Consider the following 16,152-nt stretch of genomic DNA (forward strand, 5'->3'; position numbering starts at 1 on the left):
GGATACCGGTTACCCCCTCAGAAGAACCCCTGAGGGAGTGGGGCTTTTCCCATTTTTTCTCCGTCCTCATAGGAAGGTCCAGGGCTCTATGCGCCCGCCGCAAAAGGGGAAAAAAGAGAAAGGGGCGATCTCACGATCGCCCCTTGCGGCAAGTTCTAAATTTTATTTAGAGCTTCACCACGTTGGCAGCCTGCTCGCCCTTAGGACCCATCTCCACATCAAGGGAGACCCGCTGCCCCTCCTCGAGGGACTTGTAGCCATCCATCTTGATGGCGCTGAAATGGCAGAAAACATCCCTACCCTCGTCGGTGGTGATGAAGCCATAACCCTTCGTCGCGTTGAACCACTTAACAGTACCCTGAGTAGCCACTTGTTGCCTCCTGAATTTAGTCCTTTCTAGAGAAGGACGGTTGCGCCGCCCGTCCTGGGCGACAGTGACATTATAGATCTTCTAAAAATTTTGTCAACCCAGGATTTTCAATTAATCTTTTTAACCCCTAGGGCTTATCGATCCACAGGCCTCCCCACTCCACCAGGGTGAACCCCCTCCTGACGGGCACCTTGATGTCCGGTGTCTCAAGGGGTTTCCCGTCCCAGGGGCTGAAGGCCACCAGGGCCCTTATCTCCGTATCGGGCAATGGGTCCACCTCAAGGGGCATGTGCACCCGGACGAAGGACGGGTCAAAGGGTTTCACCGCCACGTCCACCCCATATCGTTTCAGTATGGGCCGCCAGTAGTTCGCGAACTCCTCCACCTCCGGGCCCTCAAGCCCCAAGGCGTTCCCAACCGCCCTTAGTCCCCGGTCCAGGTCATCGGCACGAACCACCCATCCCCCGAGCTCCACTCGGACGTCCCCGTCCAGGGAGCACTCATAGTAAAGGCTGTGGCCGCCGGTGGAAAGGGAACCGTCCGGGGAGGCGTATACCCTCCAGGGCCCCAGTGGAGGATCGGCCTCCACCACCTTCCCCAAGGGCTTGGGCTCCAGGACCACGAAGGTCCTGACGGGGGGATACAGGTATATGACCGGTTTCTTGACGATCGGCATCTCCCAATCATCCGACAGGGGGACCAGCCGATCGTCCTGGGGCCTGAAGCGAAGGTCCCTGCCCTGCTCATCTATGACGCGGACCACCTTGGGCAGGAAGCTCGGGAGGTTCGCCGACACGGAGAGCCTGACCCAGCTGCGGTCCTCTAGGGGGACGGTCTTGAAGGGGGACTCCCCAGCGGAGGCGATGAACCACTCGGTCTCACCCCTGCAAACCGTCTTGAGCAGAGCCGCCCAGGTAAGCCCCAAGGGGTCCAGGGGTCTTGCGTCAACCAGCTGGACCACCAGATCCCCCGCCACACCCTCGCCATCCGAAAGGGAAACCCACAGGTCCCCCGGAAGCAGGTACCGGCTGTTCCTGGGGTCCGGCTCCCCTAGGGCGGATCCATGAAAGGCCCAAAGGACCAGGAACAGCGCCCCGGACCATACGGCAAGCGCTGCGGACCGCCTCTTAAAAAGGCTAAAGACCCTCATCGGCTCCACCCCCCTGTTCCAACAGCAAGGCTCCCGCCAAGGGGATCACCCTCAAGAGGGCCTTCATGAGGGCCCTCTTGGATCCCCCGGCAAGCCCAACCACGAACCCCGCCCCGAAAGCCCCGGCCGTCAAGGCCGGGACGTTGTCCGAAAGCCACCGGTCCGCATCCCTGGAGAGGGCCATGAGCCTCTCCCGGGCGGCGGTCAGCTCCCTTTCCTCCGAGGTCCCGAAGCCCAACGGAAACACCCCGCTCCCAACGCACAAAGGGCCGCCCCTGCAAGGGCAAAAGCACCGGGACGGCCTAGGTACGGGGAAGCCCAAAGGGCCCCCCCGTAGGCCGCGAAGCCCGCCCCCAACCCAATGAACAATATACCGATGGCGACCCCCGCTACCCACCGGGCCCAAAGGGCCCGGATGAGCCGCATCTCCGCCTCGAGGGTTTCAAGGGCGCTTAAGAACAGCTTCGCCAGCGTCTCCATCCCAAGGGCACCTTCCCGCCTTATCCGCCTAGTCCTGCCTGTGCCGCACCAGGGCCCCCAGCAGGAGCCCCGCCCCAAAGGCCAGGGCCGCCACCGCCAGCGGCGACTCTCCCACCATCACTTTGGCACGGCTTAACGCCTCCGAGGCCGGCTCTGCCACGGCTCCAGCTCCCTTTGATATCCCCTCCAGGATCCTGTCCTTAAGCCCCTCAAGATACCTCCGGATGCGCTCTTCCCCCTCGCGCTCATCCATTGCTTCCCCCGACACCCTCTGCTCCAGGGCCTCCAGACGACGCAGTATCTCCTTAAGATCCTCCTCCATCCCAGTCACCTCCAAAGGGCTATGGATTACATGTTCAATTATATAGCTAAACAACCAAACCGCGACATCACATCAATAAACTCAAAAACTGATATAATCGCATAAATATCGAAACGAAGGGAGTGGCACGTCATGGAGGTATCGGAGGCCCTAAGGCAGAGACGATCCATAAACTTCTTCGACCCTAACAGGGAGATACCGGAAGGGGTTCTTGAGGCGGTACTGGAGGAGGCCAACCTAGCACCTTCGTCGTTCAACCTCCAGCCCTGGGAGGTCATATTGGTAAAGGACAAGGATAACAAGCGCAGGCTTAGGGAGTGCGCCTTCAACCAGCCCAAGGTGGAGGAGGCCTCGGCGGTCCTCATAGTGGCGGGGGACCCCATGGCGGTGGAGAACCACATCGACCCGGTGCTGGAGAGCATGATCCGGCTGGGCTACATGAAGGCGGAGGACGCGGCTAGGACCAGGCCCATGCCGTTCAAGCTTTACGGCGAACCGGACTCGGAAAGGCGCAGGCTCTTCGCCGCCAAGAACGCATCCCTATTCGCCATGAGCGTCATGGTGGCCGCCATGGGACATGGGCTATCCACCCATCCGATGGACGGGTTCGACGAGGCCAAGGTCAAGGAGACCTTTGGGATACCAGATAGGCTTGTGATCCCCATGCTCATAGCGGTGGGCTACCTCAAGGAAGGGGTCACCCTGCTTCCCAGGGGCATGAGAAGGCCCCTGGAGGGGTTCCTGCATCGGGAGAGGTTTTAGGCCAACCGCAAGGCTTTGAATATCGGTTCAGCTTCAGGGGCGGCATGACTACAAAAGTCATGCCGCCGTTCCTTTTTTCTTAAGATTCAAAAACGATTTCCCTCTATTGACTCAACTCTCGAAGGAACTAAATATATACGAATCCCCTGCGGGGGAACCAAACCAGAAGGGAGTTGGTGCTTTTGTCCAGCGCTGATAGCAAGAGGGAGGGCTTCTCCTCGGGTCTTGCGGTGTTCTTCGCCACCCTGGGATCCGCGGTGGGGCTTGGGAACATCTGGAAGTTCCCGTACCTAACCGGGGCGAACGGAGGCGGGGCTTTCTTGGTGATCTACTTCATATGCATAGCCCTGGTGGGGATACCGGTGATGACCGGTGAGTTCATAATAGGCAGACGGGGCAGGAGCAACGCGGTGGGATCCTTCAGGAACGTGACGGGGAATCCCAACACCCCCTGGAGGTTCGTGGGCATCATGGGGGTGTTGTCCGCATACCTCATAATGTTCTTCTACACCGACGTGGCGGGATGGGTCTACTTCTACTTCTTCAAGGCCGCCACGGGACAGCTGGCGGGGATCACCAAGGACCAGGTGGAGCCGCTTTTCCGGAGCGTGGTGGGTGCCGGGGCCAAGGACCTCAAGGGTGCCATGTCTCCGCTGCTCTGGCAGTGGATAGTGTTGGGGCTGGTGGGAACCGCAATCTCAATGGGGGTAAGAAGCGGCATCGAGCGGATAACCAAGACCCTCATGCCCCTGCTGTTCGTCCTCATAATAATGTGCGACGTAAGGGCCCTCACCCTCCCGGGAGCCAAGGAGGGGGTGGCCTTCCTATTCAAGGTGGACTTCTCCAAGGTAACCGCCTCGGTGATCCTCTCCGCCCTGGGGCTTGCGTTCTTCAAGCTGTCCCTGGGAATGAGCACCATGATAACCTACGGGTCCTACTTCACCCAGGACAACCGGATGCTCAACACCGCCGTGCGCGTTGCGGCCTCGGACACCCTGGTATCGATGCTGGCGGGGCTCGCCATATTCCCCACGGTGTTCAGCTTCCACATGGAGCCCTCCGCGGGGCCGGGACTTCTGTTCATGACGATACCCCTGGTGTTCAGCCAAATACCCATGGGCAGCGTGCTTCTGGCGTGCTTCTTCCTGCTCACCTGTTTCGCCGCCACCACCGCCATGTTGTCCATCATCGAGGTCCCCATAGCCTTCATGGTGGAGGAGCTCGGCATAAAAAGGCCCAAGGCGGCGCTGGTGAACTGCCTCATAATCGCCCTGGTGGGAGCCACCGCCACCCTCTCGGCGGACAGCACCGGCTACCTGGGGCACGTAAAGGTCTTGGGCAAGAGCTTCTTCGACCTGTATGACCACCTCTCCAGCAACATCCTAATGCCCATCGGAGGACTCCTCACCGCCCTGTTCGTGGGCTACTTCATCAAGCCCGCCACGGTGGAGGAAGAGCTCTCCAACAACGGGACGCTGAACAACCAAGGGCTGATAAGGTGCTACATCTTCATCGTGCGCTACATAACCCCCGCCCTCCTGCTCCTGGTCTTCCTCAACACCACAGGCATAATAAAAATTTAACTATAAAATGATTCCAAGGTCCCGGTAAGACCACCTCCGAAGGTCCGATAATCATATAGGACCCTTCGGAGGTGATCGTAGATGGATCGCAAGGTGGACCCCGTGACGGGAGTTAACTCCGTGGAGCCCATCCGTCCAAAGAGAAATCCCAAGGGGGCGCCCGGCAGGTTGAAGCGCCGCTGGGAGGACCTGTTGGAAGAGGAGGAGCGCAAGGGGAGCTACGATCACCGGCCATGGGACCACAAGGGGGAAGAGGACCCAAAACCCCGCCCCGGGGAGGGGGACGTCCATGCCGCAGCCCAGGCGAACATCGGCCAGGATCCCCAGGAGGTGCTCAAGCGGGTCAAGGAAAGGCCCCTCCCGTTCCTGGAGGCCCATAGGCCCAAGGACCCAAAGGGCAAGGTGTTGAATTCCATAGGGTAACCTGCTTGACTTTTGTTTTACTGTGAGTTATCATGAACCCAACATCCAAGGGGAGGTGTTGGGTTTGGCGCTCATAAAAAGGATACTGGGGATCGTCTACACCATGAGCCTCAACGGGGAAAGGCTGGAGCTGCTCTTCGACGGGGATCGGGCCTCCTCCTTGAGGCGGAGCATGGTGACGGTGCAGGACCTGATGAATCGCGCGGGGGCAAACCCCGGCGTTTGGGACGGCTAGATACCGCTTCCCTGCCGCGGGCAATGCGGGGTTGAACAAGCGGGTTCGGAAAAGAACAAGTTTAAGGGCGGGGATGATCCCCGCCCTTAAACTTTCTCTAGCCCCGGCGCGGCGGTCCCTTGGGGGAGCCCCGCATCCCCAGGGGCTGCCTAAAGCTCCATCCCCGCCTTGAGGGCCTTCACGTTGAGCTCCAGGAACCTGGCAGGCACCACCTCCGCCAGGACCTCCTCCCAGTTTATGGCGTCAAGCCCCATGGCCTTGATCAAAGCTCCAAGTAGCACCACGTTCTGGGCCTTCACGTTCCCAAGGTCCTGGGCCACCTTCCCGGCGTCGAATATCTTGACATCCTTAACCTTCCGGCGGAACATGCCGTTCAAGTCCTCCGGGTACTTGGCCCGTCCCAGGAGGACCGGGACTGGGTATATCTCGTAATCGTTAACCACCAGGACCCCCCGGTCCTTAAGGTAGGTGAGCCACCTTGCGGCCTCCAGCTTCTCAAAGGCCACCAGTATGTCCGCCTCCCCCTCCGATATGACCGGGGAATAGACCTTGGAGCCGTAGCGCACGTGGGTGGTGACGCTGCCACCCCGCTGGGACATGCCGTGGATCTCCGACATCTTAACGTCGTATCCCATCCGCATCAGGCCCTCGGAGAGGACCTTGGAGGCCAGTATGGTCCCCTGTCCGCCCACGCCGACCAGGAGAATGCTCTTGGTTGAGTTACTATTCATTGACCTCGCCCTCCCTCGAGATGGCCCCCTTGGGGCAGAGCTGCATGCAAAGGCCGCACCCGTTGCACTGGGCCACGTCTATGGTTATCACCCCGTCCTTCATCGCTATGGCCGGGCACCCGGGCCTGAGACAGGACTTGCACTTGACGCACTTGGACTGGTCCACCACGCAGTGCACCCCCGCCCGGGAGCGCTGAACGTCCTTTATCAGGGCACATGGGCGGCGGGTTATTATGACGAACGGCTCCTCCGAGGCCTCCGCGGCCTTCACCGCCCCCTCGCAGGCCTTGTAGTCGTAGGGATCCACCACCATCAGGTTCTCCCGCTTCACCCCGCAGGCCACGCACAGGGCCTCTATGTCCAAAGACACGGTCTCCTCCCCCATCAACGTGCGGCCTGTCCCGGGGTTCTCCTGGTGCCCCGTCATGGCGGTTATACGGTTGTCCACTATGACCAGCGCCAAGGGCACCTTGTTGTACACCGAGTCTATGAGGCCCGTGATACCGGAGTGGAAGAAGGTGGAGTCCCCGATGACGCCAAAAACCTTGCCCTTCCGCCCCGCCAGCTGCTGAACCTTCTGGAACCCAACGCCGGCGGAGACCGACGCGCCCATGCAGATGACCGTGTCACCCACGTTCAAGGGCTCCATGGCCCCCAGGGTGTAGCAGCCTATGTCGCTGGTGACCACCTTGTCCTTAACCCGGCTCATGGCGTAGAAGATCCCCCGGTGAGGGCATCCGGCACAGAGCACCGGAGGACGTCCGGGGATCTCGCAGTCCGGTACGGTAACCGCCGGGGTCTCCGATGATACGAAGGCCCTCCGCACCACCGCAGGAGACAGCTCGTCCACGGGGGGCAAAAGCTCCCTGCCCACGCACTGGATCCCCAGCTGCTTGACGAAGTTCTCTATATACGGCTCGTTCTCCTCCACCACGTACACCCGGTCCACGCACTTGGCGAAGGCCCTTATCATCTCGTCCGGCAGGGGGTACGAAAACCCTATCTTGAGGTAGCTGGCCTGGTCTCCGAAGACCTCCCGGGCATGCTGATAGCCTATGCCGCTGGCTATTACCCCCACTTCGCGGCGGCTGCCCCACTCTATGCGGTTGTAAGGGCAGTGGTTGGAGAAGTCCCTCAAGGCCTTGAGCCTCTCCTCCACCACGTAGTGGCGGGCCTTGGCGGAGGACGGGGCCATGAGGGTCTTCCTTATGTCCCGCTGATACTCCATTACGGGCCGCTCCTCCCGCTCCCCCAGCTCCACGATGCCCTTGCTGTGGCACACCCTAGTGGTGACCCTGAAGAGCACCGGGGTGTCAAAACGCTCGGATATCTCAAAGGCGGCCTTTATGAAGTCCTTGCACTCCTGGCTGTCCGAGGGCTCCAGCATGGGCACCTTGGCGTGGAGGGCGTACCAGCGGTTGTCCTGCTCGTTCTGGGAGCTGAAAAGACCGGGGTCGTCGGCGGAAACCAGGACCAAGCCGCCGTTGACCCCTATGTACGCCATGGTGAAGAGCGGGTCCGCCGCCACGTTCACCCCCACGTGCTTCATGGCCGCCAGCGCCCTGGCACCCCCGAGGGACGCTCCGCTGGCCACCTCCAAAGCCACCTTCTCGTTGACGGACCACTCGGAGTAGACCTCCTTGTACTGGGACAGGTTCTCCAGTATCTCCGTGCTAGGGGTCCCGGGATACGCGGCCGCCACGTGGAGCCCCGCCTCCCAGGCCCCTCGGGCTATCGCCTCGTTCCCCGTCAGTATCGCCTTATTGGCCAAGACCTTCCCCTCCTTCTGTGCGTTTAGTCACCTTCGCAGCCCTCTCGAAAAAGAGGGGCTTAAAACCTAGAGATTTGCGCTCCCCTGGGAGACCAGACAGGCCATGGCTATGGAGTACAGCTTACCCTTGGCGGTCTCAGACCGAGAGGTGAGGACTATTGGGGCGGCGGCCCCTAGGACCAGACCCGCCATCTGGGCCTTCGCATAGTAGATGAGGCTCTTCCCCGCCACGTTGCCGGCCTCTATGTTGGGCATGAGGAACAGGTCCACCTCGCCGGAGATCTTGCTGTCTATCCCCTTGTGCTTCGCAGCCTCCGGGGACACCGCCACGTCAAGCGCTATGGGCCCCTCCACCACGCAGTCCCCGAAGGCCCCGGACTTCCACTCCTCCACCAGCGCAGCGGCGTCCACCGTGGACTGCATCTTGGGGTTAACCTGCTCGTTGGCGCTCAGGATCGCCACGTTGGGACACTCATACCCCAAAGCCCGAAGAGCCACCAGGGCGTTGGCCAGTATCCCCCTCTTGGCATCCAGGTCCGGAGCTATGTTTATTCCCCCGTCAGAGTGGAATACCAGCCGCTCCTCCCCGGGTATCTGAAACACCGACAGGTGGCTTATGAGATTGCCGGTCCTAAGACCCTTGTCCGGGTTAAGCACACCCCTCATGAAGTCGCTGGTGTTCACAAGCCCCTTCATGAGCACCTGGGCCCTACGGTTCCTGACCGCCTCGGAGGCGGTAAGAGCCGCTGATACCGGATCGGGATCCGGGATCACCTGGAAGTCCTTAAGCCCCACCTCCTCCGCCAAGGGGGCAATGCGCTCCGGATCACCCACCAAAAGGGCATCGCAAAGACCCATACCCTTGGCCATGGCCACGCACTCCAAGACCTCCCGATCCTCCGCCGCCGCCACCGCCAAGGTCACCGGACTCCCCTCCAGCACCCTCTTAAGCACCTCGTCGTAGCTTCGAAGCATCCGTCTACCCCCCAGTTATGTGAGATGCCACAAATAAGCCAATAACCCAAATAACACAAAAGTTCTGCACCGCACCACAAACCCAAGATTAATACCCAAGGGGGACCTTGTCCAGATCTCATCAGCCCCATTTGGATAAAAAAACAGCCTTTTCCCGTCATCCTTTATCGCTTTTATGTTTTTATTATTTTTGAAGCTATATATTAGAAGAGCATTCCCGGAGCCCCTTTTCTCCGCTCCAACGGTTGTGACATGACGGCCCAGCGTTTAAAATTGGTAACGGCTTCATGGAAGCCCATCTCAGCGAAGAGGAGGAGCGAAAATGGCCAAGGCTGTAGTAGACAAGGATACCTGCGTGGGTTGCGAGGCTTGCGTGGGCGTGTGCCCCACCTCCGCCATCTCCATGGCGGACGGAAAGGCGGAGGTCAATCCCGACAGCTGCGTGGAGTGCGGCGCCTGCGTCGCCACCTGCCCGGTGAGCGCCATCTCCCAGTAAGCCGGTAAGCACCAATCCGCTTCGGGAGGCCCTGACTAAGGGCCTCCCCCTCTCGTATCCCCCAGGGCCTGTCGAAGCCCACCCTCCATCCAGCTATACCGCCACCAGCCCCATCCCCTCCAAGCAAAACCCCCGAAACACCACAAAAACCCCTCAATCCAGCCGCCGAGGCCAGAGGAACACCCCAATCACCGGAGACGAAAAAGGACCGCTGTTGGGAGGATGCTGCAAGGCACGAGACCACAACCGGCCCATACCACGAAGAGGGCCGGCAAAAAATTCCGAATAGGCTGCACATATTCATTAGTAAAATGCTATAATTTAAAATCAAAAAATGGGAGGTGATACCCATGGGAAATCGTGTGGGCAAGCTCGGCAGAACCCTGCTGGTGTTGGGCTTAGTGCTGCTCCTAGCTTCCATGGCCCAGGGGAAGACCCGGGTGGCGGTGTTGAGCTTCCAGGACAACTCCGGCGCGGGAGCCCCCGCGGAGGCCATAGCGGACATGATGACCAACGAACTCTTCAACACCGGCATGTTCTCCGTGGTGGAGAGGTCTAGGCTGGAGCAGATAGCGTTGGAGCAGCGGATGTCCGCCCAGGGCCTCATGGACCCCACCGCGGCGGTGCAGATGGGGAAGATGCTGGGGGCCGACTACCTCATAACGGGCTCCGTGACCCAGTACAAGTACGAGGCATCCGGCGGGGTGATACCGCTCCCCTTCGGGGGGCTCAGCGGGGTGGCGGTGGGATCCGAGACCGCGTACGTGACCTTGGACGTGAGGCTCATCAACTCCACCACCGGGGAGATAGTGCTCACCGCCAAGGCGGAGGGGGCGGCTAATCAGACCCAGGGGGGCTTTGCTTACGACTCCGCGGTGTTCGGCACCGGCAAGGCCGGAGGGCTCCTCGGACAGGCCACGTACAAGGCGGTCACCAAGGCGGTGGACCAGATAAAGAGCAAGGCGGGCTCCGCCATAGCGGTAAAGCCCTACAACGTGCTCTCAGAGATGGCCAAGGTGGTCACCATAGACGGAGGGGTGAACAGCGGGGTCCAGGCGGGACAGATCTTCATGATCTACGCGGAGGGCAACCCGGTGTTGGGGATCAAGGGGGAGATACTGGACGTGGAGAAGATACCCCTTGGGCTCATCAAGATAACCGAGGTGAACCCCAACTATTCCAAGGGTACACTCATCAAGGGAGTGGACGTCCGCCGGGGGGACAAGGCGGTACCGTACTGGGGGGACGTTGATAGCTTCAAGATGGGCATAAGGTAGGGCACGCAGCCATTTGCCCTGCGAAGGAGGTGTTCTTTTTGAGGGTCTTTAAATCCCTTGGGGCGGCGGCACTGATGTGTCTCTTGGGCGCTTCCTTGGCCTTCGGGGCCATGCTGCCCCAGCACAAGCGCATAGCGGTGGTCATATTCGAGGAGGCCAGCGGGTTTTTCCGGGAGAACCTGGCGGTGGACACCTCCTCCACGGTGATAACCAAGACGCTCATCGAGAACGGCTACCCGGTGGTCAACGCCGCCCAGGTGGAGAGGATAAAGCAGGACAAGCGGTCAGAGCTTCTCATGAACGGCAACCCCAAGGCCATACGGGAGCTGGGAAAGATCTACGACGTCAGGATATTCCTGGTGGGGAAGGCCACCATGGCCCAAGCGGTGAAGAACGACTTCGGCACCTACACCGCCACCGCCACGGTGACCATCCAGGGCTACTCAACCCAGGACGGCAAGTACCTGCTAAGCGAGATGAGCAGTTCAAAGCAGCTTGGGGGCACTCCGGACGAGGCCTCCCAGAGGGCCGTTGAGGCGGCGGCCCAGGAGCTGGCAAGGAAGCTGATCTCCGGCCCGAGCCAGTCCATCCACAGCTCCAAGGCTCCCTCATCTTACCGGAAGGTGGTTGTGCAGCTCATGAACGCCAACGACTTCCAGGGGGTGAACGACGTACTAGGAGCCATTAAGAACCATTCCGCCACCTCGGAGGCGGCGGTGACCTCCTACGGAGGCGGAAGGGGCTCCATATCCGTCAGCTTCGGCGGCACCTTAGAGGAGCTAGCCTACGCGGTAAGGGCCGTTAGGGGAGTGAAATCCGCGGTGGTTCAAGGGGGCGTGGTGGTTGCCACATTCGAGTGACAAAACGCCTCCGATCTCCAGGTGCGAGAGCCAAGAAGGGGGCCCCAAAGGCCCCCTTCTCCTATCTTAAAATAAAGATCCGAGCTTAAGGCATCAGGAGGCCTGAAGGGGCCTCCTCCTTATCGTGAGCAGCCAGTGCAGGGAGGCGGTGATCGCAACCGTTATGAGGGCCATCTTAAAACCCGCCCCCTTAGGGTAGACCAGGACTATGCCGGAGGCGAAGAACAATAGCCTCTCCCACCAGGTCATATCGGAAAGCCCGGTTCCAATGAAGGCGCAGGACAGGAACAGTATTCCCACGGCGGCAACGGCGAACACCTCCAGGAACTTGAGCCACGAGAAGTCCACCAACAGGAGCACCGGGTTGTAGACGAAGAAGAACGGGAGTATCAGCCCCGAGGACGCCAGGAACAAGCCCATGAGGGCCACCTTGGAGGGACGACCTCCCGATAGGCCCGCGGCGGTGAAGCTCGTAAGCGCCACCGGCGGAACGACCCCCGAGAGGGTGCCGTAGTAGAATGCGAAGAAGTGGGCTGCCAGGGGGGTCACCCCCATGCCCTGAAGGGCCGGGGCGGCGATGGTGGCCACCACTATGTAGCAAGCGGTGGAGGGGAGCCCCATGCCAAGGACTATCGAGGCCACCATGCACAGCAGAAGCGACGCCCACAGCATCCCCCCGGAGAGGTGCATTATGTTCATGGCTATCACCTGCCCAAGGCCCGTCATGCCCACCGATCCAACTATGAAGCCCACTATGGCACAAGATACCGCCACGGAGGCGGAGCTCTTGGCTCCCTCCTCCAGGGCCACCATGGCGTCCCTAAGGCTCATCCTGGTGCTTTTCCTCAGGGAGGAGACCACGATGATGGCCACCAACCCCGCCATTGCGGAGAACAGGGGGGTATAGCCCGCCACCAACATGTACATTATGAAGGCCAAGGGTATCATCATGTGTCCCCTTTCCCTCATGGTCTTGGAAAGGGGGGGCACTTCATCCTCGGGAAGGCCCTTCATCCCCTGGCGTTTTGCCTTGAGATCCACCATGAACATGATGCCCAGGAAGTACAGTATGGCGGGGGCGAACCCGGCCAGCATTATCTTCACGTAGGGGATGCCCAGGAAGGAGCTCATTATGAAAGCCGAGGCCCCCATTATGGGGGGCATGAGTATGCCTCCGGTGCTGGCGGAGGCCTCGACGGCGCCGGCGAAGTAGTCGGGATAGCCTATCTTCTTCATAAGCGGTATGGTGAAGGCCCCGGTGGTGGCCACGTTAGCCTGGGCGCTGCCGGAGATTGTACCCATGAGCGCAGAGGCTATCACCGACACCTTGGCGGGACCTCCCCGGTACCTGCCGGCCAACGCCATGGCGAGGTCGTTGAAGAACTCGCTGGTCTTCGTGGCCGCAAGGAACGATCCGAAGAGGATGAACATGAAGACGTAGGTGGCGGAGACCGTAAGGGTGGTGCCGTATATCCCCTCGTCGGTGAACACCATCCTCACCAGTATCCTCTCCCAGTTAAACCCCCGGTGGGCAAAAAGCCCGGGGAAATAGGGACCGAAACGGGTATAGCCAAGGAAAAACAGGCTCAGCAACGTCAAGGGTATCCCCACCGACCGCCTGCTTGCCTCGGTGAGGACCACTATCATAGCCGCCGCCACCCAAAGGTCCATCCCGGAGGGCTCCATGTTGACCGCCAGAAGGTGATCGTATCTTAGGAGCATGTAGAGGGCGGAGAACAGGGAGAAGGCCGCCATGGCCACATCCGGGACAGAGGGACGCTTCATGGGTGACGAAGGCAGGGCGGGACAGAGGATGAACGTGAGCGCCATGAGGGTCCCAAGGTGTATGGCGTTCATCTTTATGGTCATCATGACCCCCACGGTGTTCATCCAACAGTGGATCAGGGATATGGCAACCGCGAAAAGGGCGGTCCATCTTCCAACGGCCCCTTCAAAGTGCCTTAACGGGACGCTCTCAAAGGGAGACAGCAGTTTTAGCAGATTACCAACCAAAGCGGTTACCTCCGTTTCCGCGGCTAAAACCCCGTACCCGGGCCAGGGCGCGAAAGCCCCAAGACCCGGGCACAGGACCGACTGTTGCAATAAAACCTCCTAAAGTTTATTAAGGGAGAAGCTTGGGAGGTATCTTTACACCCCTATCCATGAAGAACTTTATGGCTCCGGGGTGCAGGGGAGCTCCGAACAGCCCGTCCAGGGGCTTTTCGTAGTCTATCTTGGTGAAGGCGGCGTGCTCCTTCTGCATCTTGTCCTTGTTGTCGTAGATGACCTTGAGCATGTCGTAGACCACCTGGTCGGGAACGCTCTTGTCCACGATGAGGGCAGACTTAACCCCCGCCAGCATGAGCGGCTTGTCCTGCTTGGGATAGGTGTTGGCCGGCACCACCACTCGGTAGTAGAACGGCGCATCCTTCCGGAGCTTCTGCATGTCCTCGTCGGAGAACTCGAGGAACTTCACCTTGGTCCTGCTGGCCAAAAGCTCCGCCACCGCTCCGGTGGGTATGCCCGCCTCCGCGTTGAACCCGTCGAGCTGGCCGTTCTGGAGCGCCTGGGAGGCCTCGGTATAGCCCACCCTTTCGGGTATTATGTCGCTGAACTCAAGCCCCCCCAAGGCCTTGAGCAAAACACGGCTTGAGAACTCCGTGCCCGAGGCGGCGGGGCCCACCGCTATCTTCTTGCCCTTGAGGTCCTTCCAGGTGGATATCTTGGAGTCCGCCCTCACCACAAACTGGGTCACGTCGGGCCAAAGCCCCATCACGTACCTCACGTTCTCAATTCGCTTGCCCTCGTAGCGCACCGTACCGGTGTAGGCAAAGCCGGTGAGGTTGGACATGGCTATGGCCATCTCCGCCTCCTTCTTCCTCAACATCTCCAGGTTCTCCGCGGTGCCTCCGCTGCTCTGGGCGGACCACTTATACCCCTTGGAGCCCAGGACCATGTTGAAGTGGTTGGCCAATATGGTGCCCACTGGGTAGTAGGTCCCACCGGTGCTGCCCGTAACTATGGTTATGAACTTCCCCGCCCCAAAGGACTGGGTGGGAACCGCCAACCCCAACATCAAACAAACCGCGAAGACCAAAGACCTGTACCTCATGAAAACCCTCCTTTCAAGCATCGTGATCTTCACCCAAAGCTCGTTATAATATAATGCATTGCCCAATGGATATAGTCAAACCCCCTGCTCTTAGTAAAACTGTCAAAAACGAAAAAACGGAGGGCGAAGCGCCCTCCGTAAGCGAGCCGTGACTCACAGCCCTAGAACCGAGTAAGATCACATGCGCACGCAGCCAACCCCCAAGGGTGTTAGTTCCTCCGGGCCAGCTGCTCTATGGATATGCTCCTGGTGTGTTCGGTCTTCACCCAAACGCCCTGGTGCTTCGCCAGGAACGCGGCCTTGAAGAGGATGGGAATCCAGGTAAGGCCGAACAGGAAGTAGCCGAAAACCTCCTTGACGTAGCTGACGCAGAGCCTTCGCCGGTGCATCGAGGGCCCCACCAGGGCCACGAAGAAACAGTGCCCCAGTATCATGGCCACCGGGAGCCCCACGAAGGCCAGCCACTCCAAAGGCGACGTGGGGGCCTTGCTCTCCAGGGTGGGGAACAGTATGGCGTTGTTCACCACCGTGTAGACCATTCCGGCGAACATGGCGATAAGGGATATGCAGGCCTTAGCGGGGGCCAAAAGGTAGAGGAACAGGTCCAGGTACTGGATCCGGCGGGTCCTAATGAACATCCTCAAGGCCTCCATGCCGTACCGCCAGCAAACCCAGTAGTGACCCTGCATCCACCGGGTCCTCTGTCGGACCGAAATGCGGTAGTCCAGGGGCTTCTCGTCATACACCACCGCGTACTCGTTCCAGTGGACCCGGCTGCCGGAGAGGATGAGACGGGTTGACATCTCCAAGTCCTCGGTGAGGCTCTCCAGGTTCCAGCCTATGCGCCTCAAGGTGGAGGACCTTATCACAAGACCGGTGCCTCCCAGGGTACAGGACAGCCCCCAGTTGGACCGGGCGAGCTGCCAGAACCGGTTTGTGTACCAGTAAGCCAGCGCGTAGGCCTTGGTGAGCCAGTTATCGTCCGGGTTCTTGACGTCAAGGACCCCCTGGACCGCCTCGGCCTCCGGATGGGCCTCCATGTAGTCGTTCATCCGGCTTAAAAAGTCCTTGGCCGCCAGGTTGTCCGCGTCGAACATCACCAGGGCATCCACCTCGTCCATGGGGATCTGGGTCAACGCCCAGCGGACGTTCCAGGTCTTGCCGCTCTTGGTGGTATCGCGCCTTATTAGGGCGGTGGCCCCGTAGGACTCCGCCACCTGGGCGGTGTCGTCGCTGCAGTTGTCGCAGGACACGAAGACCTGGTAGCAGCTCTTGGGGTAGTCCTGGGCTCGAAGGCTCTCCAAAAGGGGCCCTATCACCCTCGCCTCGTTGTGGGCGGGGATCAAAACCGCAAACCGTCTGTACCTGGAGGCCTTTGGGGGCTCCTTCGGGGTCCACCACCCCCGGAAACTGATCACAAACTGGTACACCCCATCCGCTATCAAAAGACCAAACAGCAAGTAAAGGCAACACTGGACCAGCCACCAGCCCCACCATATGGCAAAGTACATCATTTCCTCACCGCTCATGGGTCACAAGCCCTCCGTTCCACGATCTTATCTAACTACACTGTCCCTAAACGCCTTGAGGATAATACTCTAAGAC

18 protein-coding genes are annotated in these 16,152 nt (G+C 60.1%); 7 read left to right on the forward strand and 11 right to left on the reverse strand.

Translation table 11 applies throughout. The features are described from left to right. Positions 1-166 precede the first annotated feature (166 nt). The 5 genes from THEVEDRAFT_RS07000 to THEVEDRAFT_RS07020 form a co-directional block, all read right to left on the reverse strand. Positions 167-370 (reverse strand): cold-shock protein, encoded by a 204-nt coding sequence (locus THEVEDRAFT_RS07000; RefSeq protein ID WP_006584018.1) that lies wholly within the window; start codon positions 368-370, stop codon positions 167-169. 127 nt (positions 371-497) lie between these two features. Continuing rightward, positions 498-1,520, reverse strand: coding sequence for a hypothetical protein (locus THEVEDRAFT_RS07005; protein ID WP_006584019.1), 1,023 nt, complete (start codon positions 1,518-1,520; stop codon positions 498-500). Then, complete coding sequence (locus THEVEDRAFT_RS07010) at positions 1,507-1,758, reverse strand: hypothetical protein (RefSeq protein ID WP_040825397.1); 252 nt, start codon at positions 1,756-1,758, stop codon at positions 1,507-1,509. The genes THEVEDRAFT_RS07005 and THEVEDRAFT_RS07010 overlap by 14 nt, the downstream gene beginning before the upstream one ends. Next, positions 1,725-2,000 (reverse strand): hypothetical protein, encoded by a 276-nt coding sequence (locus THEVEDRAFT_RS07015; protein WP_040825399.1) that lies wholly within the window; start codon positions 1,998-2,000, stop codon positions 1,725-1,727. Before THEVEDRAFT_RS07015 ends, THEVEDRAFT_RS07010 begins: the two co-directional genes overlap by 34 nt. 28 nt (positions 2,001-2,028) lie before the next feature. Then, positions 2,029-2,322 carry a DUF883 family protein gene (locus THEVEDRAFT_RS07020; protein ID WP_006584022.1) on the reverse strand — a complete coding sequence of 98 codons (294 nt, stop codon included), beginning with the start codon at positions 2,320-2,322 and terminating at the stop codon, positions 2,029-2,031. Positions 2,323-2,454: 132 nt separating this feature from the next. On the opposite strand from THEVEDRAFT_RS07020, the gene THEVEDRAFT_RS07025 reads away from it, so the two are divergent. From THEVEDRAFT_RS07025 to THEVEDRAFT_RS09495, 4 genes are all read left to right on the forward strand, one after another. After that, positions 2,455-3,084: a nitroreductase family protein gene (locus tag THEVEDRAFT_RS07025; protein WP_006584023.1), complete on the forward strand. Its 630-nt coding sequence runs from the start codon at positions 2,455-2,457 to the stop codon at positions 3,082-3,084. 176 nt (positions 3,085-3,260) lie between these two features. Then, positions 3,261-4,667 carry a sodium-dependent transporter gene (locus THEVEDRAFT_RS07030; protein ID WP_006584024.1) on the forward strand — a complete coding sequence of 469 codons (1,407 nt, stop codon included), beginning with the start codon at positions 3,261-3,263 and terminating at the stop codon, positions 4,665-4,667. Between the two features lie 81 nt (positions 4,668-4,748). Beyond that, positions 4,749-5,090, forward strand: a complete 342-nt coding sequence (locus THEVEDRAFT_RS07035) for a hypothetical protein (RefSeq protein WP_006584025.1) — start codon at positions 4,749-4,751, stop codon at positions 5,088-5,090. A 64-nt stretch (positions 5,091-5,154) separates the two neighbouring features. Continuing rightward, a complete protein-coding gene (locus tag THEVEDRAFT_RS09495) occupies positions 5,155-5,325 on the forward strand; it encodes a hypothetical protein (protein ID WP_006584026.1) in 171 nt (56 codons plus the stop codon). Positions 5,326-5,474: 149 nt separating this feature from the next. On the opposite strand, the gene THEVEDRAFT_RS07040 is transcribed toward THEVEDRAFT_RS09495, so the two are convergent. The 3 genes from THEVEDRAFT_RS07040 to THEVEDRAFT_RS07050 form a co-directional block, all read right to left on the reverse strand. Then, positions 5,475-6,056 carry an indolepyruvate oxidoreductase subunit beta gene (locus THEVEDRAFT_RS07040; protein WP_006584027.1) on the reverse strand — a complete coding sequence of 194 codons (582 nt, stop codon included), beginning with the start codon at positions 6,054-6,056 and terminating at the stop codon, positions 5,475-5,477. Beyond that, a complete protein-coding gene (iorA, locus tag THEVEDRAFT_RS07045; RefSeq protein ID WP_006584028.1) occupies positions 6,049-7,827 on the reverse strand; it encodes an indolepyruvate ferredoxin oxidoreductase subunit alpha in 1,779 nt (592 codons plus the stop codon). The genes THEVEDRAFT_RS07040 and iorA overlap by 8 nt, the downstream gene beginning before the upstream one ends. A gap of 66 nt (positions 7,828-7,893) precedes the next feature. Continuing rightward, complete coding sequence (locus THEVEDRAFT_RS07050; protein WP_006584029.1) at positions 7,894-8,802, reverse strand: phosphate acyltransferase; 909 nt, start codon at positions 8,800-8,802, stop codon at positions 7,894-7,896. Between the two features lie 322 nt (positions 8,803-9,124). On the opposite strand from THEVEDRAFT_RS07050, the gene THEVEDRAFT_RS07055 reads away from it, so the two are divergent. The 3 genes from THEVEDRAFT_RS07055 (at position 9,125) to THEVEDRAFT_RS07065 (ending at position 11,435) form a co-directional block, all read left to right on the forward strand. Beyond that, positions 9,125-9,298 (forward strand): 4Fe-4S binding protein, encoded by a 174-nt coding sequence (locus tag THEVEDRAFT_RS07055; protein WP_006584030.1) that lies wholly within the window; start codon positions 9,125-9,127, stop codon positions 9,296-9,298. Between the two features lie 350 nt (positions 9,299-9,648). Then, complete coding sequence (locus THEVEDRAFT_RS07060; protein ID WP_006584031.1) at positions 9,649-10,575, forward strand: CsgG/HfaB family protein; 927 nt, start codon at positions 9,649-9,651, stop codon at positions 10,573-10,575. A 29-nt stretch (positions 10,576-10,604) separates the two neighbouring features. Then, positions 10,605-11,435 carry a hypothetical protein gene (locus THEVEDRAFT_RS07065; protein ID WP_425358255.1) on the forward strand — a complete coding sequence of 277 codons (831 nt, stop codon included), beginning with the start codon at positions 10,605-10,607 and terminating at the stop codon, positions 11,433-11,435. A 93-nt stretch (positions 11,436-11,528) separates the two neighbouring features. On the opposite strand, the gene THEVEDRAFT_RS07070 is transcribed toward THEVEDRAFT_RS07065, so the two are convergent. The 3 genes from THEVEDRAFT_RS07070 to THEVEDRAFT_RS07080 all read right to left on the reverse strand — a co-directional run bounded on the left by THEVEDRAFT_RS07070 (position 11,529) and on the right by THEVEDRAFT_RS07080 (position 16,076). Next, the gene (locus THEVEDRAFT_RS07070; protein WP_006584033.1) at positions 11,529-13,538 is read right to left on the reverse strand and encodes a TRAP transporter permease; all 2,010 of its coding nucleotides are present in this window, start codon (positions 13,536-13,538) and stop codon (positions 11,529-11,531) included. Positions 13,539-13,557: 19 nt separating this feature from the next. Continuing rightward, a complete protein-coding gene (locus THEVEDRAFT_RS07075) occupies positions 13,558-14,547 on the reverse strand; it encodes a TAXI family TRAP transporter solute-binding subunit (protein ID WP_006584034.1) in 990 nt (329 codons plus the stop codon). Positions 14,548-14,756: 209 nt separating this feature from the next. Further along, positions 14,757-16,076, reverse strand: a complete 1,320-nt coding sequence (locus tag THEVEDRAFT_RS07080) for a glycosyltransferase family 2 protein (RefSeq protein WP_006584035.1) — start codon at positions 16,074-16,076, stop codon at positions 14,757-14,759. Positions 16,077-16,152: the final 76 nt, after the last annotated feature.

The organism is Thermanaerovibrio velox DSM 12556 (assembly GCF_000237825.1).
In the GTDB taxonomy this organism is placed as follows: Bacteria; Synergistota; Synergistia; order Synergistales; family Synergistaceae; genus Thermanaerovibrio; species Thermanaerovibrio velox.

Bases quoted from the DNA above. Each gene is read 5' to 3' on its own strand.
- THEVEDRAFT_RS07080 (WP_006584035.1), bottom strand. From the start codon at position 16,076: ATGAGCGGTGAGGAAATGATGTACTTTGCCATATGGTGGGGCTGGTGG.
- THEVEDRAFT_RS07025 (WP_006584023.1), top strand. From the start codon at position 2,455: ATGGAGGTATCGGAGGCCCTAAGGCAGAGACGATCCATAAACTTCTTC.
- THEVEDRAFT_RS07040 (WP_006584027.1), bottom strand. From the start codon at position 6,056: ATGAATAGTAACTCAACCAAGAGCATTCTCCTGGTCGGCGTGGGCGGA.
- THEVEDRAFT_RS07060 (WP_006584031.1), top strand. From the start codon at position 9,649: ATGGGAAATCGTGTGGGCAAGCTCGGCAGAACCCTGCTGGTGTTGGGC.
- THEVEDRAFT_RS07015 (WP_040825399.1), bottom strand. From the start codon at position 2,000: ATGGAGACGCTGGCGAAGCTGTTCTTAAGCGCCCTTGAAACCCTCGAG.
- THEVEDRAFT_RS07055 (WP_006584030.1), top strand. From the start codon at position 9,125: ATGGCCAAGGCTGTAGTAGACAAGGATACCTGCGTGGGTTGCGAGGCT.
- THEVEDRAFT_RS07035 (WP_006584025.1), top strand. From the start codon at position 4,749: ATGGATCGCAAGGTGGACCCCGTGACGGGAGTTAACTCCGTGGAGCCC.
- THEVEDRAFT_RS07050 (WP_006584029.1), bottom strand. From the start codon at position 8,802: ATGCTTCGAAGCTACGACGAGGTGCTTAAGAGGGTGCTGGAGGGGAGT.
- THEVEDRAFT_RS07005 (WP_006584019.1), bottom strand. From the start codon at position 1,520: ATGAGGGTCTTTAGCCTTTTTAAGAGGCGGTCCGCAGCGCTTGCCGTA.
- THEVEDRAFT_RS07020 (WP_006584022.1), bottom strand. From the start codon at position 2,322: ATGGAGGAGGATCTTAAGGAGATACTGCGTCGTCTGGAGGCCCTGGAG.
- THEVEDRAFT_RS07075 (WP_006584034.1), bottom strand. From the start codon at position 14,547: ATGAGGTACAGGTCTTTGGTCTTCGCGGTTTGTTTGATGTTGGGGTTG.